The sequence below is a fragment of the Vagococcus sp. WN89Y genome, from assembly GCF_052220145.1.
Taxonomy (GTDB): domain Bacteria; phylum Pseudomonadota; class Gammaproteobacteria; order Enterobacterales; family Enterobacteriaceae; genus Kosakonia.
Map to the genome: position 1 here is coordinate 178,508 of NZ_JBQPOM010000012.1, position 25,606 is coordinate 204,113.

General features: G+C 54.5%; 25 protein-coding genes. 17 read left to right on the forward strand and 8 right to left on the reverse strand.

The window, feature by feature from the left end; all coding sequences use genetic code 11:
• The first annotated feature begins 28 nt into the window (after positions 1–28).
• The 9 genes from ACTU3N_RS03680 to pqqF all read left to right on the forward strand — a co-directional run bounded on the left by ACTU3N_RS03680 (position 29) and on the right by pqqF (position 8,922).
• Positions 29–871, forward strand: a complete 843-nt coding sequence (locus ACTU3N_RS03680; protein WP_443084785.1) for a 23S rRNA (adenine(2030)-N(6))-methyltransferase RlmJ — start codon at positions 29–31, stop codon at positions 869–871.
• Between the two features lie 82 nt (positions 872–953).
• Positions 954–2,306 carry a glutathione-disulfide reductase gene (gorA, locus tag ACTU3N_RS03685; protein ID WP_443084786.1) on the forward strand — a complete coding sequence of 451 codons (1,353 nt, stop codon included), beginning with the start codon at positions 954–956 and terminating at the stop codon, positions 2,304–2,306.
• An 83-nt stretch (positions 2,307–2,389) separates the two neighbouring features.
• Positions 2,390–3,421, forward strand: coding sequence for a dipeptidase (locus ACTU3N_RS03690; RefSeq protein ID WP_443084787.1), 1,032 nt, complete (start codon positions 2,390–2,392; stop codon positions 3,419–3,421).
• A gap of 111 nt (positions 3,422–3,532) precedes the next feature.
• Positions 3,533–3,604, forward strand: a complete 72-nt coding sequence (gene pqqA / locus ACTU3N_RS03695) for a pyrroloquinoline quinone precursor peptide PqqA (RefSeq protein WP_072016902.1) — start codon at positions 3,533–3,535, stop codon at positions 3,602–3,604.
• A 55-nt stretch (positions 3,605–3,659) separates the two neighbouring features.
• Positions 3,660–4,571 (forward strand): pyrroloquinoline quinone biosynthesis protein PqqB, encoded by a 912-nt coding sequence (gene pqqB / locus ACTU3N_RS03700; RefSeq protein ID WP_443084788.1) that lies wholly within the window; start codon positions 3,660–3,662, stop codon positions 4,569–4,571.
• Positions 4,572–4,579: 8 nt separating this feature from the next.
• Positions 4,580–5,332 (forward strand): pyrroloquinoline-quinone synthase PqqC, encoded by a 753-nt coding sequence (pqqC, locus tag ACTU3N_RS03705; protein ID WP_443084789.1) that lies wholly within the window; start codon positions 4,580–4,582, stop codon positions 5,330–5,332.
• The gene (gene pqqD / locus ACTU3N_RS03710; protein WP_443084790.1) at positions 5,332–5,610 is read left to right on the forward strand and encodes a pyrroloquinoline quinone biosynthesis peptide chaperone PqqD; all 279 of its coding nucleotides are present in this window, start codon (positions 5,332–5,334) and stop codon (positions 5,608–5,610) included. The genes pqqC and pqqD overlap by 1 nt, the downstream gene beginning before the upstream one ends.
• Positions 5,603–6,736: a pyrroloquinoline quinone biosynthesis protein PqqE gene (gene pqqE, locus ACTU3N_RS03715; RefSeq protein ID WP_443084791.1), complete on the forward strand. Its 1,134-nt coding sequence runs from the start codon at positions 5,603–5,605 to the stop codon at positions 6,734–6,736. Before pqqD ends, pqqE begins: the two co-directional genes overlap by 8 nt.
• A gap of 2 nt (positions 6,737–6,738) precedes the next feature.
• Positions 6,739–8,922, forward strand: coding sequence for a pyrroloquinoline quinone biosynthesis protein PqqF (pqqF, locus tag ACTU3N_RS03720; RefSeq protein WP_443084792.1), 2,184 nt, complete (start codon positions 6,739–6,741; stop codon positions 8,920–8,922).
• A 4-nt stretch (positions 8,923–8,926) separates the two neighbouring features.
• Here the strand turns inward: pqqF and ACTU3N_RS03725 are convergent, their stop codons facing one another.
• The 6 genes from ACTU3N_RS03725 to ACTU3N_RS03750 all read right to left on the reverse strand — a co-directional run bounded on the left by ACTU3N_RS03725 (position 8,927) and on the right by ACTU3N_RS03750 (position 14,166).
• The gene (locus ACTU3N_RS03725; protein ID WP_443084793.1) at positions 8,927–9,595 is read right to left on the reverse strand and encodes a hypothetical protein; all 669 of its coding nucleotides are present in this window, start codon (positions 9,593–9,595) and stop codon (positions 8,927–8,929) included.
• Between the two features lie 77 nt (positions 9,596–9,672).
• Positions 9,673–10,272, reverse strand: coding sequence for a histidine phosphatase family protein (locus tag ACTU3N_RS03730; protein ID WP_443084794.1), 600 nt, complete (start codon positions 10,270–10,272; stop codon positions 9,673–9,675).
• 1 nt (position 10,273) lies between these two features.
• Positions 10,274–10,984, reverse strand: a complete 711-nt coding sequence (locus ACTU3N_RS03735; RefSeq protein WP_443084795.1) for a hypothetical protein — start codon at positions 10,982–10,984, stop codon at positions 10,274–10,276.
• Positions 10,985–11,282: 298 nt separating this feature from the next.
• A complete protein-coding gene (locus tag ACTU3N_RS03740; protein ID WP_443084796.1) occupies positions 11,283–11,858 on the reverse strand; it encodes a hypothetical protein in 576 nt (191 codons plus the stop codon).
• Entirely contained in the window at positions 11,807–12,784 is a 978-nt protein-coding gene (locus ACTU3N_RS03745; RefSeq protein WP_443084797.1) for a hypothetical protein, read from the reverse strand. The genes ACTU3N_RS03740 and ACTU3N_RS03745 overlap by 52 nt, the downstream gene beginning before the upstream one ends.
• Positions 12,785–13,272: 488 nt before the next feature.
• Positions 13,273–14,166, reverse strand: a complete 894-nt coding sequence (locus ACTU3N_RS03750) for a LysR family transcriptional regulator (RefSeq protein ID WP_443084798.1) — start codon at positions 14,164–14,166, stop codon at positions 13,273–13,275.
• 130 nt (positions 14,167–14,296) lie between these two features.
• Here ACTU3N_RS03750 and aguB point away from each other — a divergent pair, with 130 nt between their 5' ends.
• The 3 genes from aguB to ACTU3N_RS03765 all read left to right on the forward strand — a co-directional run bounded on the left by aguB (position 14,297) and on the right by ACTU3N_RS03765 (position 18,310).
• Positions 14,297–15,181, forward strand: a complete 885-nt coding sequence (gene aguB / locus ACTU3N_RS03755) for an N-carbamoylputrescine amidase (protein WP_443084799.1) — start codon at positions 14,297–14,299, stop codon at positions 15,179–15,181.
• Positions 15,182–15,184: 3 nt separating this feature from the next.
• Positions 15,185–16,267 carry an agmatine deiminase gene (gene aguA, locus ACTU3N_RS03760; protein ID WP_443084800.1) on the forward strand — a complete coding sequence of 361 codons (1,083 nt, stop codon included), beginning with the start codon at positions 15,185–15,187 and terminating at the stop codon, positions 16,265–16,267.
• Positions 16,268–16,660: 393 nt separating this feature from the next.
• Positions 16,661–18,310 carry an alpha,alpha-trehalase gene (locus ACTU3N_RS03765; RefSeq protein WP_443084801.1) on the forward strand — a complete coding sequence of 550 codons (1,650 nt, stop codon included), beginning with the start codon at positions 16,661–16,663 and terminating at the stop codon, positions 18,308–18,310.
• A 56-nt stretch (positions 18,311–18,366) separates the two neighbouring features.
• On the opposite strand, the gene ACTU3N_RS03770 is transcribed toward ACTU3N_RS03765, so the two are convergent.
• Positions 18,367–19,947: an STY4199 family HEPN domain-containing protein gene (locus tag ACTU3N_RS03770; RefSeq protein WP_443084802.1), complete on the reverse strand. Its 1,581-nt coding sequence runs from the start codon at positions 19,945–19,947 to the stop codon at positions 18,367–18,369.
• Between the two features lie 98 nt (positions 19,948–20,045).
• Here ACTU3N_RS03770 and ACTU3N_RS03775 point away from each other — a divergent pair, with 98 nt between their 5' ends.
• Together ACTU3N_RS03775 and ACTU3N_RS03780 are read left to right on the forward strand one after the other, a co-directional pair.
• Positions 20,046–20,639 (forward strand): GNAT family N-acetyltransferase, encoded by a 594-nt coding sequence (locus ACTU3N_RS03775; RefSeq protein WP_443084803.1) that lies wholly within the window; start codon positions 20,046–20,048, stop codon positions 20,637–20,639.
• A 64-nt stretch (positions 20,640–20,703) separates the two neighbouring features.
• Complete coding sequence (locus ACTU3N_RS03780; RefSeq protein ID WP_443084804.1) at positions 20,704–21,105, forward strand: YdeI family stress tolerance OB fold protein; 402 nt, start codon at positions 20,704–20,706, stop codon at positions 21,103–21,105.
• Positions 21,106–21,148: 43 nt separating this feature from the next.
• On the opposite strand, the gene ACTU3N_RS03785 is transcribed toward ACTU3N_RS03780, so the two are convergent.
• Complete coding sequence (locus tag ACTU3N_RS03785) at positions 21,149–21,907, reverse strand: SDR family NAD(P)-dependent oxidoreductase (RefSeq protein WP_443084805.1); 759 nt, start codon at positions 21,905–21,907, stop codon at positions 21,149–21,151.
• Positions 21,908–22,024: 117 nt separating this feature from the next.
• Between ACTU3N_RS03785 and ACTU3N_RS03790 the strand changes: the two genes are divergently transcribed.
• The 3 genes from ACTU3N_RS03790 (at position 22,025) to ACTU3N_RS03800 (ending at position 25,586) form a co-directional block, all read left to right on the forward strand.
• Positions 22,025–22,930 carry a LysR family transcriptional regulator gene (locus tag ACTU3N_RS03790; protein ID WP_443084806.1) on the forward strand — a complete coding sequence of 302 codons (906 nt, stop codon included), beginning with the start codon at positions 22,025–22,027 and terminating at the stop codon, positions 22,928–22,930.
• 45 nt (positions 22,931–22,975) lie between these two features.
• Positions 22,976–24,007, forward strand: coding sequence for an inner membrane protein YhjD (gene yhjD / locus ACTU3N_RS03795; RefSeq protein WP_443084807.1), 1,032 nt, complete (start codon positions 22,976–22,978; stop codon positions 24,005–24,007).
• A 262-nt stretch (positions 24,008–24,269) separates the two neighbouring features.
• The gene (locus ACTU3N_RS03800; protein WP_443084808.1) at positions 24,270–25,586 is read left to right on the forward strand and encodes an MFS transporter; all 1,317 of its coding nucleotides are present in this window, start codon (positions 24,270–24,272) and stop codon (positions 25,584–25,586) included.
• Positions 25,587–25,606 lie beyond the last annotated feature (20 nt).

The window sequence follows — 25,606 nt, forward strand, 5'->3', positions numbered from 1 at the left end:
ATACGTTTTTTTCGGAATCTCAGTCCCCATGCTTAGTTATCGCCACAGCTTCCACGCCGGCAACCACGCCGATGTCCTCAAACACACCGTTCAGAGCCTGATCATTGAAGCGCTGAAAGAAAAAGAGAAACCTTTTCTCTACCTGGATACCCACGCGGGCGCCGGGCGCTATCAGCTTTCCGGCGAGCATGCGGAGCGCACCGGCGAGTACCTTGAAGGCATCGCCCGCATCTGGCAGCAGGATGATTTACCCGCAGAGCTGGAACCCTACATGCGCGCGGTGCGCCACTTTAACCGTGGCGAGCAGTTGCGCTACTACCCAGGCTCGCCGCTGATTGCCCGCGAATTGCTGCGCGAGCAGGACAGCCTGCAACTCACCGAGTTGCACCCGAGCGACTTCCCGTTGCTGCGCCAGGAGTTTCAAAAAGATAGCCGGGCGCGCGTTGAACGTACCGACGGATACCAGCAGCTGAAAGCCAAACTGCCGCCGGTTTCCCGCCGTGGCCTGATTCTTATTGACCCGCCTTATGAAATCAAAACGGATTATCAGGCGGTGGTGAGTGGTATCAGCGAAGGGCATAAACGTTTTGCGACCGGTGTTTACGCGCTGTGGTATCCGGTGGTGTTGCGTCAGCAGATAAAGCGTATGCTGCGCGATCTGGAAGCCACCGGTATTCGAAATATCCTGCAAATTGAGCTTGGCGTGCGCCCGGACAGCGATCAGCGCGGCATGACCGCCTCCGGCATGATTGTTATCAACCCGCCCTGGAAACTGGCCGCACAAATGAATAACGTGCTGCCGTGGCTCCACAGTAAGCTGGTTCCGGCAGGCACCGGCCATACGCTGGTGCACCAGCTGGTAGCGGAGTAATCGCAGCCATTGATGGAACCTTTCTGGCGGCGCGCTACAATCGCAACTCTTTCCGACTTCGTTCAGGATTAAGGAATCAACCATGAGCAAACATTACGACTACATTGCCATCGGCGGCGGCAGCGGTGGTATCGCATCGATTAACCGGGCTGCCATGTACGGTAAAAATTGCGCGCTGATCGAAGCAAAAGAACTGGGCGGCACCTGTGTGAACGTAGGGTGCGTGCCGAAAAAAGTGATGTGGCACGCCGCGCAAATCGCGGAGGCTATCCATTTATATGGCCCGGATTACGGCTTTGATACGACCGTTAACCACTTCGACTGGAATAAATTAGTTGCCAGCCGTACGGCCTATATCGACCGCATCCACACCTCTTATGAAAACGTGCTGGGTAAAAATAACGTCGCAGTGTATCGCGGTTTCGCGCGCTTTGTTGATGCCAAAACGATTGAAGTCAATGGCGAGACGCTGACCGCCGACCATATCCTTATCGCCACCGGCGGGCGTCCGAGCCACCCGGCTATCCCAGGCGTGGAATACGGTATCGACTCAGACGGCTTCTTCGCGCTACCTGCCTTACCGAAACGCGTGGCCGTGGTTGGTGCCGGGTACATTGCCGTGGAACTGGCAGGCGTCGTTAACGCGCTGGGTGCCGAAACGCACCTGTTCGTGCGTAAACACGCGCCGCTGCGCACCTTCGACCCCATCATTAGCGAAACCCTTGTCGAAGTGATGGCGGCAGAAGGCCCGACGCTGCATACCCACGCGGTGCCGAAAGCGGTGGAGAAAAACGCCGACGGCAGCCTGACGCTGACGCTGGAAGATGGCCGCTCGCAGACGGTGGATTGCCTGATTTGGGCCATTGGGCGCGAACCGGCAACGGATACCTTTAACCTTGACGTCACCGGCGTGAAAACCAATGACAAAGGCTATATCGTGGTGGATAAGTTCCAGAACACTAGCGTGCCGGGCATTTACGCAGTGGGCGATAACACCGGCGCAGTGGAACTCACACCGGTCGCGGTTGCCGCAGGCCGTCGCCTCTCGGAACGGTTGTTTAATAACAAACCTGACGAGCATCTGGACTATGCGAACATCGCCACCGTGGTGTTCAGCCATCCGCCGATTGGCACCGTCGGGCTAAGCGAGCCGCAGGCGCGCGAGCAGTATGGCGACGCTCAGGTCAAAATCTATAAATCCTCCTTCACCGCCATGTATACCGCCGTGACCTCGCACCGCCAGCCGTGCCGTATGAAGCTGGTCTGCGTAGGACCGGAAGAGAAGATTGTCGGTATCCACGGCATCGGTTTTGGCATGGATGAGATGCTGCAGGGCTTTGCGGTGGCGTTGAAGATGGGCGCGACCAAGCAGGATTTTGACAACACGGTCGCCATCCACCCGACCGCGGCGGAAGAGTTCGTGACCATGCGTTAATCTTCACAAGCACGGTAAAAATTGGCTGTCACGGCCAGTTTTTTTTCGCCGACGTTGCGTATTCACTGAAAAAGGCTCGCACGATGGCTCCTGTCTTTGATGGTCATAACGACTTGCTGCTGCGCTTGTGGCTTGAGCAGCAGCAGACACCGGTCGAGAGCGTATTTAGCGGGCTGGATGGCGGCCACCTTGATTACCCACGTATGCGGCAGGCCGGTTTTGCGGGCGGGCTGTTCGCTGTATTTGTCCCACCGGCCCGCTATGTTGCGCAGCAGCGCGGCATCTCGCTGGCGGCGGCGCAAGAGGCGCACTGTCCTCTGCGTATTTGCCAGCAGCAAATCGACCTCTTTTACCGCATGGCCGCGGCCTCGCAAGGCAAGATGGCGGTGTGTCACAGCGCGCGCGACATCGCGCAGTGCCTGCAAAGCGGCACGATTGCGCTGGTGCTGCATCTGGAAGGCGCAGACGCGCTGGATGGCACGCTTACCGGGCTTGAGACGTTTATCAGGCGTGGCGTGCGCAGTATCGGCCCTTTCTGGAATCTTCCAAATGCTTTTGGCGAAGGGGTTAACGGCGCGTTTCCCGGCTCGCCGGACACCGGCCCTGGCCTGACGGAGGCCGGAAAAGCGCTGGTTCGCGCCTGCAATCAGCAGCGCATCATGATTGACCTGTCTCATATGAACGAGCGCGCCTTCTGGGATACCGCCGCGCTCAGCAACGCACCGCTTGTCGCCACCCATTCCAACGCCCACGCGCTGTGCCCGCAGCCGCGAAACCTGACCGATGCACAACTTTGTGCCATCGCCGCAAGCGACGGTCTGGTCGGAGTCAACTTCGGCACCGCCTTTTTACGCGCGGACGGGCAACGCAACGGCAAAACAGCTTTAACTAAAATTGTTCGGCACGTTGAGTATCTGGTAGCTAAACTTGGTGAGGATCGTGTGGCGTTTGGCTCAGATTTTGACGGCATTAGCCTGCCGGATGAGATGGGCGACGTGACGGGATTACCGCGTCTGATGGCGGCGCTGGCAGCGGCGGGCATTGATAAGTCGCTGTCAGAAAAGCTTGCCTGGCGAAACTGGCTGCGGGTGTTAAAAATGACCTGGGGTGACTGATTTCAACCGTCGCCCTTTTTCATTGCGCGATGCACCGTAGCCTCTTTCTGCGGGTTTTTGGCTGACTTAACAAGCGCCTGAAGCCTGTTACTCACTCCAAGGAGACACGCTATGTGGACGAAACCGGCATTTGTTGATCTGCGCCTGGGCCTGGAAGTCACGCTTTACATTTCCAACCGCTAACCGCCCATGCCCGCCTCGCTGCGGGCATCTTTTCACTCCTTAACCGGTCTTACACATGCAGATTTTCGTTTTGGGTTCGGCGGCAGGAGGCGGTTTTCCTCAATGGAACTGTCACTGCCCTAACTGCGCGGGAGTGCGTGACGGCACCATGAAAACGACCGCGCGCACGCAATCATCCATTGCCATCAGCGATGACGGCAACAGCTGGGTGCTGTGCAATGTTTCGCCCGATATCTGCCACCAGCTGCGCGCCGCGCCTGCATTAAATACCCCCACGCAACTTCGCGGCACGGGCATCGGTTCGATTATTCTTACCGACAGCCAGATAGATCACAGCGCGGGGCTGCTCAACCTGCGGGAAGGGTGCCCGCATCACGTCTGGTGTACCCAGGAAGTCCACGACGATCTCAGCGACGGCTTTCCGGTCTTCCCGATACTGACGCACTGGAACGGCGGGCTGATTCACCATCGCATCGAGCCGCTGGAAAGTTTTCAGGTAGCCGTTTGCCCTGCGCTGTACTTCACCGCAATCCCGCTTACGAGCAACGCCCCGCCGTACTCGCAGTACCGCCATAAACCGCTGCCCGGCCACAACGTGGCGCTGTTTATTGAAGACACCAGCAGCGGCAAGTCCCTGCTTTATGCGCCTGGGCTTGGCGAGCCTGACGAGACGATTTTGCCGTGGTTGCAGCGTGCCGACTGCCTGTTAGTTGACGGTACGCTATGGCGCGATAACGAGCTCAGCACAACCGGTGTCGGCACGCATACCGGCAAAGAGATGGGGCATCTGGCGCTGGCAGAGGAGCAGGGTTTGACGAGCTTGCTGGCTTCGCTGCCCGCAGAGCGCAAAATTTTAATTCATATCAATAATACCAACCCCATCCTGAATGAGGAGTCCCCGGAGCGACGCAGCCTTGAGCAGCAGGGCATTGAAGTCAGCCGGGACGGGATGGTCATCGCGCTATAAGAGGTTTCATGACTGAGGCAACACGGCTAACGCCCGAGGAATTTGAAGCCGCATTACGGGCGAAAGGAAAGTACTACCATATTCATCACCCTTATCATATCGCTATGCATAATGGCGAAGCGACGCGGGAGCAAATCCAGGGCTGGGTCGCAAACCGTTTCTATTACCAGACCAGCATTCCGCTTAAGGATGCGGCCATTATGGCGAATTGCCCGCACCCCGAGGTGCGCCGCCAGTGGGTGCAACGCATTCTCGATCATGATGGCGATGCGCAGCACGAAGGGGGAATCGAGGCCTGGCTGCGCCTCGGACAGGCGGTCGGGTTAACGCGTGAGAGCCTGCTCAGCGAAGAGCGGGTGCTCCCCGGCGTGCGCTTTGCGGTCGATGCGTACGTTAACTTCGCCCGCCGCGCTTGTTGGCAGGAAGCGGCGTGCAGCTCGCTGACAGAACTGTTTGCCCCGGAAATTCATCAGTCGCGCCTGGAGAGCTGGCCGCAACACTACACCTGGATTGAACCTGCCGGTTATGACTATTTTCGCAGCCGCCTCGGCCAGGCGCGCCGCGATGTGGAGCACGGCCTGTCGCTGGCGCTCGACTGGTGCGACACCGCGCAAAAGCAGCAGCGAATGCTGGAAATCCTGCAATTCAAGCTCGATATTTTATGGAGCATGCTGGACGCAATGACCCTCGCCTACAGCCTGAACCGCGCGCCCTATCACACCGTGACCGACGAGCCGGTGTGGCATACAAGGAGGCTCTGATGCACGTTCAACCGGGCCAGGTACCGCTGTTTCGCCGGGGCTACCGTCTGCAGTGGGAAGCGACACAAAATGGCTATGTCATTCTTTACCCGGAGGGCATGGCGAAACTCAACGAGAGCGCCAGCGCCATCCTCACGCTGGTTGATGGCAACAAAAGCGTTGCTGAGATGGTTACCGAACTGCAGGCGCGCTTCCCGCAAGCCGAAGGGCTAGAGGAAGATGTGCTGGAGTTTCTGGCGCTCGCGTATGCACAAAAGTGGGTGGTTTTCCGTGACTGAGACCAAAACGCAGGTCAATCCACCGCTGTGGCTGCTGGCGGAACTGACCTATCGCTGCCCGTTACAGTGCCCGTATTGCTCGAATCCGCTCGATTTTGCCACCCAGCAAAACGAGCTGACCACGGAACAGTGGCTGGATGTGTTTCGCCAGGCGCGCGAGATGGGCAGCGTGCAGCTGGGCTTTTCCGGCGGCGAACCGTTGCTGCGTAAAGATCTGCCGGAGCTGATCGCCGGAGCGCGCGAGCTGGGTTTTTACACCAACCTGATAACCTCCGGCATCGGTTTAAGTGAGAAAAAGCTGCATACCTTCGCCGACGCCGGGCTGGATCATATTCAGATTAGCTTCCAGGCCAGCGATGAAACCCTCAACGCCGCGCTGGCGGGCAATGAGAAAGCGTTTCATCAGAAGCTGGCCATGGCGAAAGCGGTGAAAGCGCTGGGCTACCCGATGGTGCTGAACTTTGTGCTGCATCGCCACAATATCGACCAGATAGAACGGATAATCGCGCTCGCTTTAGAACTTGAGGCAGATGATGTCGAGCTGGCAACCTGTCAGTTTTATGGCTGGGCGTATCTCAATCGTGAAGGGTTGCTGCCGACTCGCGAGCAAATTGCGCACGCAGAAGCGGTGGTGAAAACAGCGCGTGAAAAGATGGCCAGCAACGGTACGCTGACCAATTTATTGTTTGTGACGCCGGATTACTACGAAGAGCGCCCGAAAGGCTGTATGGGCGGCTGGGGGGCGATTTTTTTAAGCGTCACGCCAGAAGGCACCGCATTGCCCTGCCATAGCGCGCGCCAGCTGCCGGTGAAATTTCCTTCGATACTTGAGCATTCGCTGTCGCATATCTGGTATGAATCTTTTGGCTTTAACCGCTATCGTGGCAATGACTGGATGCCGGAACCGTGCCGCTCCTGCCCGGAAAAAGAGCAGGACTTCGGCGGCTGCCGCTGCCAGGCCTTTATGCTGACAGGCAATGCCGACAACGCAGACCCGGTGTGCAGCAAATCGCCTCATCACGGCACTATTCTTGCCGCGCGGGAAGCTGCTAACCATAGCCAAATCGGCATCGATCGGCTGCGTTTTCGCAACCGGGTCAACGCCCAACTCATCGTGAAAGGTTAGCCATGCAAACCGTGCACCGCCGCCTGGACAACGGAGTAGAAATCTCTCTTGTGCATCAGCCTGGCGCACAGCAGGCTGCCGCGCTGTGGCGTGTCGATGCGGGCAGTTTCCATGAACCTGACGCCTGGCCGGGGCTTGCCCATTTACTGGAGCATATGCTTTTTCGCGGCAGTGCGAGCTTCCCGGATACGCAGCGGCTGATGAGCTGGGTTCCAACGCAGGGCGGGCGGCTCAACGCATCCACCCGCCTGTCGCAGACAGCGTACTTTTTCGAGGTACCTGCGCAGCAGTTAGAGCCAGGGCTATTACGCCTGACGGATATGCTGGTCACACCGCTGCTTAACCCTGACGAACTGATGTCGGAAACAGGCGTTATTGATGCGGAATATCGTTTATTGCAGCAAGATGCAGAAAAACGCCGCGAAGCCGCATTGCTAAAGACGATGTGTAGCGATGGCCGCCTGGCACGGTTTCGCATCGGCAACCGCGCAAGCTTTGGTGACGATACCGCCCTGCTACATCAGGCACTGCAAACATTCCACCAGCAGCATTATCATGCCGGAACCCTGCGACTCTGGCTGCTAGGCCCGCAGCCACTGGAAACGCTGGAAGCGCTGGCTCGTTGTAGCGCAGCGCTGCTACCGCCAGCAACAGCGCACGTCCCGTTGCTGGCGCAGCCGGTGTCCGGCCAGCATCAGGCTTTACACCAGGCGGGTGAAGCGGCGCTGATTTTAAGCTTCCTGCTACCTTCCACCCACCGTGGCGCGCTGCGTCAGCTGGAAACGCTGCTGCTTGATGAAACCGCTGGCGGACTGATGGCAAACCTGCGCCAGCACCATCTGGTGACCGCCCTCACTCTCCAGGCTGAAAACCTCGATGTGAACATGCTGTGGCTGCGTATCACCTTTACGCTTCGCGATGAAACGGTCAGCGCCGCGCAGGTTGAAACGCTCTTTTTCCGTTGGCTGCAAGCAACAGAGACGCTCAGCGCAGCGCAGCACGCGGCCTTACAGACCTTTGCGATGCAGCGTTTTGCGCAACTTGCGCCGCTGGATGCGCTGCGGGCGCGGGCGTTTGGTTTGCCGCCGTCTGATGACGCTAACCTGCCCGCGCTGCTGGCGGCGCTTACCCCCCAGGTGATGACCCGTTTATGGGTCGCACCAAATGTTGACGGTGACGCGTGCGAAAGCCAGGGTTTTAGCCTGATGCTGGCACCACTGGCGCAAACGGATTGTCCGCCATCAGACATTGTGTTTAGCCCCTTCGCTGCTCCCGCCCGGCCTACGCTGCCTGCACTACCGCCGCGCACGGTTCCTCTGGCACATCGCGCAGGCAACGGAGAAATCGCGCTGCTCCTGCGCCCTGCGCCTGCGACAACGTTTAGTGATGAAGATGCCTGGATATTGGTTTCCCGCCTGCGGGGGCTTAGCGCTCAGGCAGCACGCCAGGGCGGGCAGCTTAATTTGCAGCGTGAGCGCGGTATCTGGCAGTTGACTCTGCGCGGCGATGCGCTACTGATGCAAGCAATGCTGGCGGGTATCAATCACCATTTATCCTCCGTGGATGACAACGCTATCGTGCAGGGCCAGCTTGCTCTGGCGCGCGCGCAGGCGACAGAGAGGCAGAGCAGCGCGGTTCGCCGCCTGCTTACCCAGCTTCCACGCGAGCTACAAGCGGCGGTCGCCAGCCCTGCGCAGCGCGCCTGGCAGGCGCAGCTCACGGGCGGAGACGAGCCGCTGTATCAGGCGTTGTCGCGATTATTAAGCGAATTTACCTTTCCCGTTATCGCTGAAGCGCCATCTCCTGCCCTTCCCGTTCCGGGTGGGCATTTCTTCCTGCCCGCCCAGGAAGAAGAGAAAGCATTGCTGCTTTTTTTGCCGGTGGATGGCAGCGAACCTGCGCAGTCGCAGGTGCTGGTTCAGCGCTATCAACCGCGCTTTTTCCACCATATGCGGGTCGAGCGAAACCTGGGTTATGTCGCCGAGTGCCAGTGGTATCGCTGTGCCGACGCCGAGGGCGTGCTGGTGGCGATGCAGTCACCGGAGCTTTCACCCGAAGCGCTATTTTCAGAAGTGCAGGCGTTCTTTACACACGAAGCCGATGTGGCTACGCACCCGGCAGCACGCTGGCTGGCGCAGCAGCTCCCGCAGGCATGGCGTGGCGCCAGCCGGGAAAGCGTGGCGTGACGCCCTATGACCGGCGTGCATAGTGCGCCATATGCTCCAGATAATTCCAGTAACTGCTGGCGCGCAACACGATACTGGCCAGAAAAGTGGGCAGTTGCAGGCTACGCCGCTCTGTTGCCGCGCCTGCGCTTAACCAGAAGCGGCTGATTACCGCCACAATCGCCAGCCCGATAAAAAAGTTTTGTGACAGCTCGCTCTCCTGAGAACCCATAAATTGTTGCAGGTGCGCCTCACCGAGGTATTCTGCGACGATCCCGCGGGTTTTATACGCCAGTTCAGCAATGCCGTTGCCATCCACCAGCGGGCGAGAAGCGGTATAGTCCAGGGTATTCAATAGCGCAATATCAATATTTTTTTTATGGACCACAGCCATGTAATAACTGTACGCCGCGTTAACAAACTCGACGGGAAGGTGACTATGGCTCTCGCTCAGGATATGGATAATAAATTCATTAAGCTTCAGCGTACCGTACAGTGAAATAAGCTGCGCCGCCGCGCGTTTGCAATCTTCCGTAAAAGGGATCTGTTCGACCTGATTAAACTTTTTTTCATCCAGTTCACTTACGCTGTGGCCGAAAAAATTAAAACGACCGTCAGGCTCTTTTATTTTCAGGGGGAGAAATAATGAAATGAAAGCGGGAAACGAGGAAAAACCAACTCTGGATATCGTCATAATTGAATTTTTACTCTCTGGTTTGTATAGATTTTAATCTAAGTAAAACCCGCCAGCGCTTCTTTCAAAAAACGTTTTCACCCAATACCGCCGCCGAGTGTTAATAAATGGGTTGCCACACCCCAGCGCATCACGCGGCACTGTGCCTCCGTGACGTCCAGCACGGCAAAGCTGGCGTTTGGGTGATAATAACGCGCAACGTTTTCCAGACTGTTTTCGCAGTAATACGCAATGGCAGCCTGCATCACCTGACCATGAGAAACCAGCGCGACGGTGTCATGCGCGCAGTGCTGTGGCAGTTCCTGCAAAAAATGCATCAAGCGCTGCGCCGCGCACATCAGCGATTCGCCCTCAGGAGGAACCGCGTTCGCTTCACCGATGAATGGATAGTCCTGGCGCAAACGCCCCTCATAGCGGCCAAAAGATTGCTCATGCAATGCTTCGCGCAAAGCAAGCGTGCAGGCGAAATGGTCTGCAATGCGCGCCGCCATATGCTGCGCTCTGCCTGCTGGCGACGAAAAGACGCAACCAGGGCGGATGCCTTGCGCAGCAAGGGCGGCGATGAGCGCCATGCTTTGCTGGCTCCCAAGCGCCGTAACCGGGCTGTCCCGTCTTCCCTGGATAAGATTTTTGCTGTTCCACTGGGTTTGCCCATGGCGAATCAGGACGGCTTTCATTTCACTCCTGCATTGGATGAGGCGGCATTTTTAGCACCGCTTTTCTGGCGATGTCGCCAGCCTGAATGAGATCGTCATACGGTGCGACGCAGGCGGCAATGTCCGCCCGGCTAACACCCGCAGGCGGCAGAGCAAGCCACGCATGTTTAAGCACCGAGGCAAAACCTGCTATCACCAGTTTTTCATGACCTGGCGTATCGTTATACGTTTTTTGAAAGGTCGCAAACACCTTTTTAATTGTCGCAACATCCATGGTGCTCTCCCGAAATAACAGTGTGTTAGACCAGGATTTACTCGGGTACAAATGAGGAATAAATGAGCTGCTGCTGGCGCAAAATACCAGCGGAGGCAACTCTTTTTGGCTGCGCTCGATGGCGTGCGGGATCCTGTAGGTCTCTTTTGTGCCGAAGGCATTGGGCAGATACTGAGTTGACACGATAAGGTCGCCATTCTCCCCGGCGGCATAACGCACCCCGATGTGCTGTAAGGCTAAACGTATATCGAGATTCTGCTCGTTTTCGAGAATATATTTGACGCTATGCTCGCTCTTGAGTTGGGCGAGCTCTCGCTTATAACGTCCACCACAGGCATCCTGATGCAACAGTTTCGATATATTTTCGATACACTCGAATTCCTGACTGAAACGCTGACAAGCCATGCGCAGGCTCGCGTAATCGTCATAACTTAGATACGAGACGATTTTACGTTTCATTTCCAGAGGAAGATTACAAATATTATTTACGCTATGAGATAAACTGTGCTGACGTAATTGCGGCACCTCGGTTATTGAGTCCGTTTTAAGGTGTTTATAATCTGCTTTATTGGCTGCCGATACCATTATTTTGCCTCAATGAATTGTTGCGTTGGAAATTTTTGCAACAATATAGGAAGCCTCCCTATAACCACGCTTTAAAAAAACGTTAATTAAGGATAAAGGTATTCTGTTTCTATGAAATATAAGTATTTTTATTTATAAAGCGCCGCCAGTACTGACGGCGCTGAATAATAAATCATTCATTGAACGCTTTCGTGGCCAGTTTTTTCAGTGTTTCAAGTATTGTGTTAAACAGTTGTTCAACGCTCTCCTTACTCACGCCAACGCCCTGCGCAAGATTTCCGCCATAGGGAATCGTTGCAACGGTCAGGCTTGCTGGCGAAACAAGGTGATCCTGGCGGAAGGTGTAACTATCTCCTCGTGCTATCGGGTAAAGGAAAGGTCGCCGTTCATATACCGGGTTAAGGTTCGTTACCAGAAGAACGTTTCCGGCAGGATGAAAGGCAATAATATGCCCGCAGGTATTCCATAAGCGATCGTGCCAGCGTGGCTCAAAATCAGCATGATTCGGGTTTTGTAACCATTGCACTATGACATCCATTGGCGGCGTGATGCTGCCGCCATTTTCGCCATAACCTTCAATATCTAAAAAACCATATCCCACTCTATTGTTCGGATCGTCATAACGACAACCCAGCCGGTTTGTAAAAATATAGTTTGCTTGTGCTGGTGTTAAAGGCATGATGTTGTCCTCTTTGTTTATTCTGCCAGTTTTTCTTTGATATAGCGGCCAGCGATTTCCGCTTCCCATGCGGTAAAGAGATCCTCAACGCGCAGCAAATCCTCGCTGCTGGATTGCTGTCCCCAGTCCGAGAGATCTAAACGATCAAACAGCCTGTCTACGGTGTCGGTAACGGTTTTATATTTGGTGTATTGTTCAAAAACCTTCGCTTGATCGGCTTTGGTATCATCAAGTGCCAGATCGTAAGCCGCTTTGGTTGTGGCATAGTCCTTAATATTTTCTTTAATGATTTTCTTCAGACTTTCTGCCTGCTGCTGGCGCAGGGTAATAATCAAATCACCCAGAATGACCAGTTCCTGCTCGGTAGTGGCGAGAATTTGCTGAAGACCAATTGCGCGCGCTTCATCCACGCTCATATAGGTTTCAAAAACAATCTGAAACGATCCGATAAGCTGATTACTGAAGAAACGCTCTTCCTTATAGACCTTGCCCGACGAGGCAAAAAAGAGGTGTAGCCCGCCGGAAAGCGGCAGGTCGCGCAACTCCGACTTACGCGTTACGTCCGACTGAACAGAAAACTGGCTGAGCGTGCCGGTGAGCAGCGCCTGAACACGAGCAATGATCAGTGAGTAGTCCCCGGCAAACGCGCCCATAAACTGCTTCGCCTTATCAACAGTTGAAGGGGCAGCCTCCTCCGAACCGGGCACATCTCTGGAAGGATAATCTCCTGAACTCAGTGCCTTGCCGATGTTGTTGATAATTTGATTTACGCGTTGTAAACCCCAGTCGCTGTAATTCTGATAATCACTACGCCTGTCGCCAAACAAACGGGCGTTGTCCCATTTATTCCCCTCATAATGTTTTTTTACTGATGCTTCTACCTCGGCTAATAATTTGTCCTCTTCAGCTTTAGACTCAACGTCCAGTCTCGCCATAAATTCACGAAACGCCTTATCACTGGCCTCTTTTTCCTTGATAGTGTCTGTTTTACCCATGGAATTAATCCTCTGTGCTGTTAGTAGTCTGAAACCTTAATAACGTCGATTACTAAGACGCCATATTTATGGGTCTACTTTTTCAGGCGTAGAATACCCGCCGATTTTTATCAGAGTTTAAATTTAGATAAATATGCTGTGGAATATTGCCGTAGCAAAATAGCCACATCGTTATTGTAGGCGAAGCTTGCCGAGGATAGTTCTTAAAGCGAGATGTAGAGCTGGACGTTATATATTTTATAACCTTTTGATAAAGATCATTAAGTTACTTGCAGACATGATAAAACTACAACACTCAAAGAAATTAAAGAGAGGGATGCTGTAATAAGGATACCTAAAATACAAACGGCCATGAAAAATAAATAGATTGCCTGCGATAGCAACGCCAGGAAATATCAGGTATCGCGTGTATCCTTTTTATTCAGACAGTTAAAACGCGTAAAACCAGTATAAAATGTTTAATGGTTTGCTATTTCAGGTGGAATCAATCAGATATGCGCCGTTTTTAGTTCGTTTATCAACCACTGTACGGCAGGCTGATAATCAAACAAGCGATGGGTAAGCAACAGCAGATCATAAGAGGGAGCGCCTTCCGGCAATTGCATAATGCGCAGCGGCAGCATTTGCGCCAGTTCTCTTGCGATGCGAAACGGCACACACATTAAATAACCCGATGCTACCGCCACTCTTCCTCCTACCGCATAACTCTGAACCACCGTGGCAAGCGGGCGATACAGATGCTGCGACAGCAGCCAGCTATCAATATGGTCAGCCCCGGAACTCACCGCTGGCAGATGAATTTGCGGTTCGCTGACCAGGTGTTTTAGCGTGAGCTGTTCCGGCAGATCGCGCCGCCCGGCAGATGCAATAGCGACAAAATGGTCAGAAATCAGGCGGTATTTATTAAAGTAGTGGGGAATGTGCTGCACATTATCGACACCGATAAACGCATCCAGCTGGCCGGTTTCAACGCGTTCAACTTTGATGGTTTCCGATAAAATATCCACCGACAAGCGTACATTTGGCGCAACCGTTTTAAATTTCGCCGTCAGTACCGGCATAAACATAAACTCAAAATAATCGACCGCGCCGATATAAAACGTATGCGCATCGCGCAGGGGATCAAAGTGGCTCGGGCCGCGCGTTGCGGTATCGAGCTTACTCAGCGCGCTCTCGATGACCGGAATCATTGATGCAGCATAGGGTGTCGGTTCCATACCATGACGGGTACGAATAAACATTTCATCCTTTAACTGCTCGCGCAGCCGGTTTAACGCATGACTAAACGCTGACTGTGAGAGGTTCGCTTTCGCCGCAGCGCGGGTCACGCTTTTCTCTTTTGCCAGAATCGGTACCAGCCGCAGCAGATTCAGATCAATCACTACTATGCATCCTGTTCATGCTTTTATGATAAAAATACATTTTATTCATAAGCGTAAGGATTGCTATATTCTGCACGAAAGAAAGCGCAACATTTTTCCTGCCTGAACCACTCTCAACGGGAGAACTTTTATGAGAAATGTAACCGTCGCCGCAACGCAAATGGCCTGTAGCTGGGATCTGGATAAAAACATCCAGAATGCCGAGCGTTTAGTGCGTGAAGCGCACAGCCAGGGCGCGCAGGTGATCCTTATTCAGGAGCTTTTTGCCGCTCCTTATTTCTGCATTGATCAAAGCCCGGAACACTACGCGCTGGCGCAAGAAGTGGCGACCAGCCCGCTTATCAAACATTTCTCTGCGCTTGCAAAAGAGCTGGAAGTGGTGCTGCCGCTGAGCCTGTTCGAAAAATGCAACAATGCCTATTACAACTCGCTGGTGATGATTGATGCCGACGGCAGCGTGCTGGACACCTACCGTAAAACCCATATTCCGAATGGCCCGGCATACCAGGAAAAACAGTTCTTTATCCCTGGCGACACCGGTTTCAAAGTGTGGAACACCCGCTACGCAAAAATTGGCGTCGGCATTTGCTGGGATCAGTGGTTCCCGGAAACGGCACGCTGCCTGGCGTTGCAGGGCGCTGAGCTGATTTTCTACCCGACGGCGATTGGCTCTGAACCTGCCTACCCGGACATCGATAGCCAGCCGCACTGGACCCGCGTACAGCAGGGCCACGCCGCGGCGAACGTTATTCCGGTGATCGCGTCTAACCGCATCGGTACCGAAGCCAGTAAATATATCGAGGGGCTGGAAATGACGTTCTACGGCTCTTCCTTTATTGCTGACCAGACCGGTGAGCTGGTCGCGCAGGCGAACAAAACCGATGAAGCCGTGCTGGTACATACTTTTGATCTGGACGCCGTCGCCGCACAGCGTGCTTCCTGGGGTCTGTTCCGCGATCGTCGCCCGAATATGTACGGTGCTATCGCCACCTCCGATGGCAGCGTAAGGAGCTAAGCCATGTCACAGCTGACCACGCCGGTGCAAGACGGCTTTGCGATGCCCGCCGAGTGGGCGCCGCATCAGGCCGTATGGATGATTTGGCCCTCGCGCACCGATAACTGGCGCGCCGGTGCAGCTCCCGCGCAGCAAGCTTTTGCCGCTGTCGCCAAAGCCATCTCCCGCAACACGCCGGTGTTAATGGCTGTTCCTGCCGCAGAAATGGATAAAGCGCGCCAGACAATGCCGCCGGAGGTGACGCTGGTCACGATGGAAAGCGATGATGCCTGGATGCGCGATACCGGCCCGACGGTCGTGCTCAACAAGGCCGGGGAACAGCGTGCTATCAGCTGGACATTCAACGCCTGGGGCGGGCTGAATGGCGGGCTATACGCCAGTTGGGATCGCGATCAGCTCGTTGCGCAAAACGTGGCCAGCTATCATCACATGCCCTGCTATCACACAGATTTAGTGCTGGAAGGCGGCTCTATCCACGTGGATGGTGAAGGGACTTTGCTGACGACCGCTGAGTGTTTACTCAACCCGAACCGTAACCCGACGCTGAGCCAGGCGCAAATCGAGCAGCAACTCCGGGAGTATCTCGGCGTTTCGCATATCATCTGGCTGCCAGAGGGCGTCTATAACGACGAAACCGATGGTCACGTCGATAATATGTGCTGTTTTGTGCGCCCCGGCGAAGTGGCGCTGCACTGGACTGACGATGAGAACGACCCGCAGTACGCGCGTTCTGTTGCGGCGCTTAACGTGCTGGAAAACACCCAGGATGCGCAGGGCCGCACGTTGAAAATCTGGAAAGTTCCGGCTCCGCCTGCGATGTATGCAAGCGCAGAAGAAACCAACGACGTAGCAAAAGGCACGGCGATTGAGCGCCATGAAGGCAACCGTCTTGCAGGCTCGTATGTGAATTACCTGATCAGCAATCAGCAGATTATTTTCCCGCTGCTGGATTCCGCAACCGATGGTTTCGCTCAGGCACTGTTTGAAGAGATGTTCCCGGGATTTGTTATCACCGGTGTACCGGCGCGCGAGATCCTGCTCGGCGGCGGCAATATCCACTGCATCACTCAGCAAATCCCTCGCTGATAACGCGCCGGCGGCCTGTGTCGCCGGGTGTTTTTATTTCACGGCCGCGCCTGGCATATATGCAGGCTTTGTTTTACCGTTGTAGTGGCGACGTTGGTGATATTTCCTTATTAATATCAGGGCAATTAATGCAATACCTTGCAGCGATGCTGTCATTCACAAATCGTTGCAAAACGATTACTCCGAATATCGTCGCTACGCTAACTTACTGAACATGCAATATATGTTGAAAAAATCAGCAAGTTAGCATTTTTTTGTCTAAAAGATGCCCGTTTTGAAACGTGACCGACCGCACACTTTGTGTTTCATGCATCGAAGCGAATGTCTACCATTAATAAATAGCCGGGCAACACCCGTAATTTTTTACGACGACATCCGGAGGCCAAAATCTCTATGTTCAACCAGAAACTACAAGTCGCTGATTCCGTCGAGTTCGTGATCGAAGAGGAAGTTATCTACGAAACCGATCCGTGCGAGTTAAAACTGGATGAAATGATCGAGGCGGAGCCGGAACCTGAAATGATCGAGGGCATGCCAGCCTCCGATGCGCTGACTCCTGCCGATCGTTATCTTGAACTGTTTGAGAACGTGCAGTCATCACGTATTTTTGCCGACAGCAAAACTTTTCCCGACTGCGCGCCAAAAATGGATCCGCTCGATATTTTGATTCGCTATCGTAAAATCAAACGTAAACCCGAGTTCGATCTGCGCCAGTTCGTACAGGCGCACTTTTGGATGCCAGAAGATTATTCAAAAGATTATGTTTCCAACCCGGAAAACTCGCTGAAAGAGCATATCGACCAGCTTTGGCCGGTATTGACGCGCGAACCGCAGGATCATATTCCGTGGTCGTCGCTGCTGCCACTGCCGCAGGCGTATATCGTGCCGGGCGGGCGATTTGGCGAAACGTACTACTGGGACTCCTATTTCACCATGCTGGGCCTGGCGGAGAGCGGGCGTGATGACCTGCTGCGCTGTATGGCCGATAACTTCGCGTGGATGATTGAGCGCTATGGTCACATCCCGAATGGTAACCGCACCTATTACCTGAGCCGCTCGCAGCCGCCGGTATTTGCGCTGATGGTCGAGCTGTTTGAGGAAGATGGCGTGCGCGGTGCGCGGCGTTACCTGGATCACCTGCTGATGGAGTACGCCTTCTGGATGGATGGCGCAGAATCGCTGGCGCTTAACCAGGCGTATCGGCACGTGGTACGTATGCCGGATGGTTCGCTGCTGAACCGTTACTGGGACGACCGCGACACGCCGCGCGATGAGTCCTGGCTTGAAGATGTGGAAACCGCGCGCCACTCAGGCCGCCCGGCGAACGAAGTCTATCGCGATCTGCGCGCTGGCGCGGCGTCCGGCTGGGACTATTCGTCCCGCTGGCTGCGCGATGCGCAACGGCTGGCGAGCATTCGGACCACACAATTTACCCCTATCGATTTGAACGCTTTTCTGTTCAAACTGGAAAGCGCTATTGCCAATATTTCCGGGCTGAAAGGTGACCGTGAGCGGGAAGCGTTATTCCGCCAGAAAGCGAGCGATCGCCGGGCGGCGGTCAACCGTTATATGTGGGACGAAGAGAACGGCGTCTTTCGCGACTATGACTGGCGTCGTGAAGAGATGGCGCTGTTTTCTGCCGCAAGCCTGGTGCCGCTGTATGTTGGTATGGCAACGCACGAGCAGGCAGACCGACTGGCAGAAGCGGTGCGCGCACGTTTGCTGACACCAGGCGGTATTCTGGCGACGGAATATGAAACGCATGAACAGTGGGATAAACCTAACGGCTGGGCGCCGCTGCAGTGGATGGCGATTCAGGGCTTTAAACTGTATGGCAACGACGCGCTGGGCGATGAGATTGCCCGCAACTGGCTGCAAACGGTAAACCACTTTTATCAGCGCCACCATAAGCTTATCGAGAAATACGATATCGCGGGCGGTACGCCGCGCGAAGGTGGCGGTGGTGAGTATCCCCTGCAGGATGGCTTTGGCTGGACGAACGGCGTGGTACGCCGCTTAATTGGCCTCTACGGAGAACCCTGAGCCATTCCCTCGCCCGCAGTGCGCCCACCGGGTGCACTGCTTCAGTCACGTCACTTTCAATCAAGAGCCTTATAAATCGCGGTCTGAATATCGGCCCATTTACGGTTTTCATCACCAGGCGATGCGTCATAACGCAGCTGCGCCTGCTCCATTTCATAACGCTGGCGCTGCACCACCGGCGGTGAGGTACAAAAAGCATGAAGATAGCTTTTAGCGATGGATGTTAGCGTTTTACCCGTAGACATTTCATGAGCGAGGTTAGTGATAAAGCGGCGACAGGGTCGGTTTTCATCCATTTGCAGACGGTAACGCAGCAACAAATCCAGCACATCATTGTGCTCGGCCGCTATTGCCTGCTCCGTCCAGGACAGCTTCCAGTTCATGCCGGTGCGCAGAAGCATGGAGACGATTCGCGTGTCGTTGCGGTTAATCGCCAAGCGAAAATTGTTCTCATCGCGTGGGATGCCCAAATTACTTAGCTCTTCTTTTGGCGACGGTTTCTGCCGCTCTTCGCTGATGGGAACTGAATAACGCGCCTCACGGGACGCTGCCGTATCACCGAAAAACAGCCAGAACCCCCCAATAGCAATCACCAGTGACAGAACGCCGACGCCACCCCATAACGCATTGATAAGCATCTGGTCACGCATTTCGCGGCTACTTTCCACGTGCTTTGCCGGGCGGACAACATTATCGCGCACGGGATTCTCATCACCGCCCGCCGCACGGTCTTTTTTACGCGCCTGTTCCCAATAAGCGTCCATCTCTTCCCCCGCCTCTTGCAGTAACGCGCCAGGGTTAGTTTTGGTGCGCCCCTCGTCGAAGGCACGTTGTACAGGGCCGGTTATCTGCGGATAGTAGCTATCCAGCAAGATGAGCTGGCTTGGCGTCAGCGGCTTCCCGGCGATCGCCGCCGCGCGGATTTGCCGCACATCATCCAGAAACGTCTGTAGCGTTTTACGTGGTTCCACAAACAGGGTTAATACTGACGAATCGTTAAATATTCGCGCGTAATGCTGACTAAACTCTTTTTTATCGACCAGCATGACTGCCAGCTCGCTAAAACGCATGCCGCTCAGCGGGTCGTTACGATCGCCCGCCCGCAGCCAGCGCCGAACACGATCGCCGCCGAACTGTTTTTTCAGATGGCTACGTAACCGTGCCGGGTCCGGCCAGGCCTGAGTGACCAGTGAGCGGATAGTCGTTTCCAGCGCGCGCAGCTGCTGCAACCCGTGCTGCTGGTTGTCATTCTGCGTCTGAATCGCGGTGTTATAACTGAGCAGCTTCTGCCTGGCGCGCAGATGCTCAAGCGCACGAATAAAGCGCAGCGCCGCAATCAGTTGATTATCCGTCACGTTTTGCCCTTTCTCATACTGCGGAACGAGCTGCTGCAGGTGACGAAGCTGCAAAGTGAACTGTGTTAATTCTGCATCGTTGAGTTTTAATCGTTTAGCCACCGCGCCCCAGCCACCCAGGTTCAGGCGCGCAACATCCAGTTGTTCAAGAAACCAGCGCAGGTCCTTCCCTTCGTCGAAATGCACGCTCAGTAACAAAAGAATTTCGACAGAGGCCTCGCGAATAACAGCAATGCATTTTTCAAACTGTTCACTCGGACTTCCGGGGAGTGTGCGAGTCATTATTTTCCTTTAAGTACAACTGAAAAAATTAAGTGCCGGCCAACGTCAGCATGTATTTTTTTCTTTATTTATGTGTACTTAGAGAATAGCTCAGGTTTATGACTATTATCAGTGACAGCGGTTTCAACCTCGAAAAAAACAGTGGAATATTCACAATGGTGATGCTTAAAACCCCCCGGCTGATCTGCGACCCGATCACCGAACAGGACTGGCCCTTTTTTCTCGCGCTGCAACAACATCCTGACGTTATGCGTTACGTTGATACCACCCGTACGCAAGAGGACATTCGCCGTGCCTTTACCGCACGTTTACCGCAATGGACGCCGGGCAGCGCTCACTGGCTCTGCTTGCTGGTGCGCGACCGCGAAACGCAAACGCCGCTCGGTGTAACCGGATACATTCACCATGAAGATGACTGCGCTGAAGTGGGTTTCCTGTTTGCGCCTCAAGCGCAAGGCAAAGGCTTCGCGGGGGAGTCGCTTGCCGCGTTATGTGACTACGCCTTTGGTGAAGGCGGGATCAGGCGTCTGTTCGCCACGGTGACCGCAGGCAATGTTGCCTGCCGCCGATTACTGGAAAAAACAGGGTTTATTCTGGAAGGAGAGCTGCGCCAAACTTACCGCCTGGCCGGTGAGTGGCATAACGACTGGATATTTGGCCTGCTGCACCAGGAATATGGCGAAAAAAGCTGATTCGCCAGCATATCTCAGGCTTTCTGCCAGGCTTAAAGGTGTGTACTGACAATATTCAGGAGTGATGATGAAGAAAATTGTGCTGACCGCTTGCGTAGCGGCATTTTTCTCCATGACAGCCTTTGCAGAGGATGCCCCCGGCCTTCAGGCCGATAAAGCGCCGCCGCCGCCGCATCAAATGGAGGATGGCTACCGTGGTATGGAGGATGCGCGCACCATGACCGTCACCCAGGCAAAAGAGCTGCATGACGGCGCGAGCGTATCGCTGCGCGGTAATCTTATTAAAAAAGAAGGCGATAATATTTATACGTTGCGCGATAAAACCGGTGAAATGCAGCTTTATATTCCGGCCGCTGTCTTTGATGGTAAATCCGTATCGCCGGATGAGCTGGTCGGAATTAGCGGTTCGCTGGATAAAAAACAGCAGCCCGTGCACGTAAAAGTTACCCATTTTCAGAAACAATAGTCAGCATTCGCCCGGCAGCACCGCGTCTGCCGGGCGCAACATTTTACAGAAACATACCGCCGGAAACTTCAATGCGCTGCGCGGTCATCCAGCCCAGCTCGTCACTCAAAAGCGCAGCGATAGCGTCGCCAATATCATCCGGTAACCCGGCGCGGCCCAACGCAGTTTGCGAAGCAATGTACTGATTGACCTCCGGGTTATCGCGCACCGCGCCGCCCGAGAAATCCGTTTCGATGGCGCCCGGCGCAATAATATTGACCGAGATGCCGCGCGCACCAAGCTCTTTCGCCTGGTAGCGCGTCAGCACTTCCATTGCGCCTTTAACTGAGGCATAGGCCGCGCGCCCAGGTTGCGTAAAACGCGCCAGACCCGTCGACACATTGAGAATGCGCCCGCCATCTTTCAGCAGCGGCAGCAGGCTTTGCGTCAGGAAGAATGGCCCTTTGAAATGCATATCCACCATCTGATCGAACTGTGCTTCGTTAGTCTCAGCAAACGAGGCGCTAAGACCTGCTCCAGCATTGTTCAGTAAATAGTCAAAACTATCGCGCTGCCAGATATTTTTAAGCTGCTCCTTAAGCCGAACGATAAAATCAGCAAACTGCGTTGTTTCGCCGACATTCAATTGTAATGCCGCCGCTTTCCCGCCATTTTCTTTAATTTCTTCGACAACTTTTTGCGCTTCCTGGGCATTCTGGTTATACGTCAGAATAATACCCGTTCCTTTCGCGGCAAGCTTCAGGGCGGCATTTTTCCCTAAACCGCGGCTACCGCCAGTGATTAAAGCAATACGTTGCGTCATAACGAGCCTCTTTTTACCTAAGTGGGGTGTAAAAAAAGCTTATTAGCTGCATCAGTAACAATAAAGGTGCTAAGTTACGTTTCATTGTTTCGTAAAAAAGAACAATCGGGCAGATTTATGGATAAAATTTACGCAATGCAGCTCTTTATCCGCGTGGCTGAGCTGGAGAGTTTTTCCAGAGCGGCTGACTCGTTAGGCATCCCAAAAGGCAGCGTATCGCGGCAAATCCAGGCGCTGGAAACCACGCTTGGCACGCAGCTACTGCACCGAACGACCCGCCGCGTACAGCTCACGCAGGACGGCATGGTTTATTACGAGCGAGCCAGGGATTTGCTGGCAAATATGGACGAACTTGATGGTTTGTTTTTGCACGATCCCTCAAGTATCAGCGGCCGTCTGCGCGTGGACATGCCGGTGACGATGGCGAAAAACCTGGTCATCCCCCGCTTACCGACCTTTTTGCAACACTATCCGGGTATTGAGCTGGAACTCAGCAGCAGCGATCGGCTGGTGGATATGATTCGCGAAGGTTTTGATTGCGTGGTGCGCGTCGGCACGCTGAAAGATTCCGGTTTTATTGCCCGCCCGCTCGGAAAGCTTTCAATAATTAATTGCGCCAGCCCCGATTATCTGGCGCGTTTTGGCTACCCGGAAAACCTGGACGATCTCTCATCTCATGCCGTGGTGCATTACGCCGCCAACCTGGGCGTGCGCCAGCAAGGCTTCGAAGTCTGGCAGCATAATCAAACACAGTGGATTAAAACCGGCGGCATTCTGACGGTAAACAGCACGGAAACTTATCAGGCCGCGTGCCTGGCAGGGCTGGGGATTATTCAGGTGCCGCGCGTGGGCGTGCGTGAACTGCTGCGCAGCGGAAAACTGGTTGAGATCCTGCCGCAATACCGCGCGCAGCCGATGCCGGTGTCGCTTATCTATCCTCATCGCCGTAACCTTTCTCGCCGCGTGCACCTGTTTATGGAGTGGCTCTCCGGTGTGATGAAGGACTACGTCGACACTCCCTAAGCTATAATTTTTTTATTACCCCTCAGGAAAAGGAAAAAACACCTGATGACGCCGGAAAATCCCGAAAAAAGACCGACGCAAGATTTAGACTTCGAACCCGTCAGGAAGATGGAAGCCTCCCCTTCTGAACCCGCGCAGCCTCCCGCCGCGAAACGCAACAGCGCCGTGGCAAAACTGACCTTCACGGCGGAAAAAATTCAGCGAATCGGCTGGATAGCGCACCTGATCCGCACCGCCGAGCGCTTTAACGATCGAATGGGAAACCAGTTCGGCGCTGCCATTACCTATTTCTCGTTCCTGTCGATGATCCCGATAATGATGGTGTCATTTGCCGCCGCAGGTTTTGTGCTGGCCTCGCACCCGACGTTGTTACAGGACATTTTCGACAAGATCCTGACAAGCGTTAGCGATCCGACGCTTGCCGCGACGCTGAAAAACACCATCAACATTGCCGTCCAGCAGCGTACCACTGTCGGGATTGTCGGGCTGGCGGTGGCGCTTTACTCCGGGGTGAATTGGATGGGCAACCTGCGCGAAGCGGTGCGTGCGCAGTCCAGGGATGTCTGGGAACGAAACCCGCAGGATAAAGAAAAAATCTGGACCAAATATTTCCGCGATTTTATCGCTCTGCTTGGCATGCTGGTCGCTCTGATTATTACGCTGTCGATAACCTCTATCGCCGGGTCGGCGCAGGAGCTGATTATCACCTCGCTGTATCTTGATCATATCGAGTGGCTTAAACCCGCCTGGCGATTAATTGGCCTGGCTATCTCAATCTTTGCCAACTATTTGCTTTTCTTCTGGCTCTTCTGGCGCCTGCCGCGTCACCGTCCACGCCGTAAAGCGCTGTTGCGCGGCACCCTAATTGCAGCCATTGGCTTTGAGGTGATCAAGATGGTGATGACCTGGACCCTGCCCTCGCTGGTGAAATCCCCTTCCGGCGCGGCCTTCGGTTCGGTGCTTGGGCTGATGGCGTTCTTCTACCTTTTTGCCCGCCTGACCCTGTTCTGCGCTGCCTGGATAGCCACTGCGCAATATAAAAACGACATCAGAATGCCGGGCCGTTCACATCAGTAATGCGCGCTCTCGGGCTGAAATTTCAGCCCGATCGTAAATTTCAGCATGAAAATCCAGGTGGTAACTTTTATTTAACCTGAAACCAGTGTTATCCACCAATTATTAAATTATGTGAAGCATTTCATAGAAGATATTTTGCGGGGCCAAAAATTATCCGCTCTTTGCCTGTTTTTTGACCTTTACGCGTTCTGAATCCGGATTGAATTGTCGCTTTTGCTGTGGCTAATATGGTCGTTCGTTCGCCAAAAAATAAGAAAATTCTATGCAAGCTACCGCCACAACTTTTGACAATGAGCAGGAAAATCCCCCGGTTAATTCGCGCAATAAAGTCGTCGTCGCCTCCCTGATTGGCACCGCCATCGAGTTCTTCGATTTCTATATTTACGCCACCGCTGCGGTGATTATTTTCCCGCATATCTTCTTTCCACAGGGCGATCCAACGGCGGCCACGCTCCAGTCGCTGGCAACCTTCGCTATCGCTTTTATCGCGCGCCCCATTGGTTCCGCCGTGTTCGGCCACTTCGGTGACCGCGTAGGGCGTAAAGTGACGCTTGTCGCCTCGTTGCTCACGATGGGGATCTCGACCGTGGTGATTGGTCTGCTGCCAGGTTATGAAACCATTGGCGTGCTGGCTCCGCTGCTGCTGGCGCTGGCACGCTTTGGTCAGGGTCTGGGTCTTGGCGGCGAGTGGGGCGGTGCCGCGCTGCTGGCCACGGAAAATGCCCCGCCACGCAAACGCGCGCTGTACGGCTCGTTCCCGCAGCTTGGCGCGCCGATCGGTTTCTTCTTTGCCAACGGTACGTTTCTGCTGCTCTCCTGGCTGCTGACCGATGAGCAGTTTATGAGCTGGGGCTGGCGCGTACCGTTTATTTTCTCCGCTGTTCTGGTGATTATTGGGCTGTATGTGCGCGTTTCGCTGCATGAAACGCCGGTCTTTGCCAAAGTGGCTGCGGCGAAGAAACAGGTCAAAATTCCGCTGGGCACGCTGTTGACCAAACATGTGCGCGTGACCGTACTCGGCACCTTTATTATGCTGGCGACGTACACCCTGTTTTACATCATGACGGTCTACTCCATGACCTTTAGCACCTCGCCGCAAGGGCTGGGGATGCCGCGTAATGAAGTGCTGTGGATGTTAATGCTGGCGGTGATTGGTTTTGGCGTGATGGTTCCTGTGGCAGGTCTGCTGGCCGATGCGTTTGGTCGTCGTAAAAGCATGATTGTGATAACCACGCTGATTATCCTGTTTGCACTGTTTGTTTTCCCGCCGCTGCTCGGTTCCGGTAGCCCGATGCTGGTGATGGCGTATCTGCTGATTGGCCTTAGCCTGATGGGACTGACGTTCGGGCCAATGGGCGCGCTGCTGCCGGAGCTATTCCCGACAGAGGTGCGTTATACCGGGGCGTCTTTCTCCTATAACGTCTCGTCGATTCTTGGTGCGTCCGTTGCACCTTATATCGCCACCTGGTTACAGGCGAACTACGGTTTGCTGTACGTCGGGATCTATCTGGCGGCCATGGCGGCACTAACGCTGATTGCGCTGCTGCTGACCCATGAGACGAAGCACCAGTCGCTGTAATCTAACGCCCCTCTCCATCA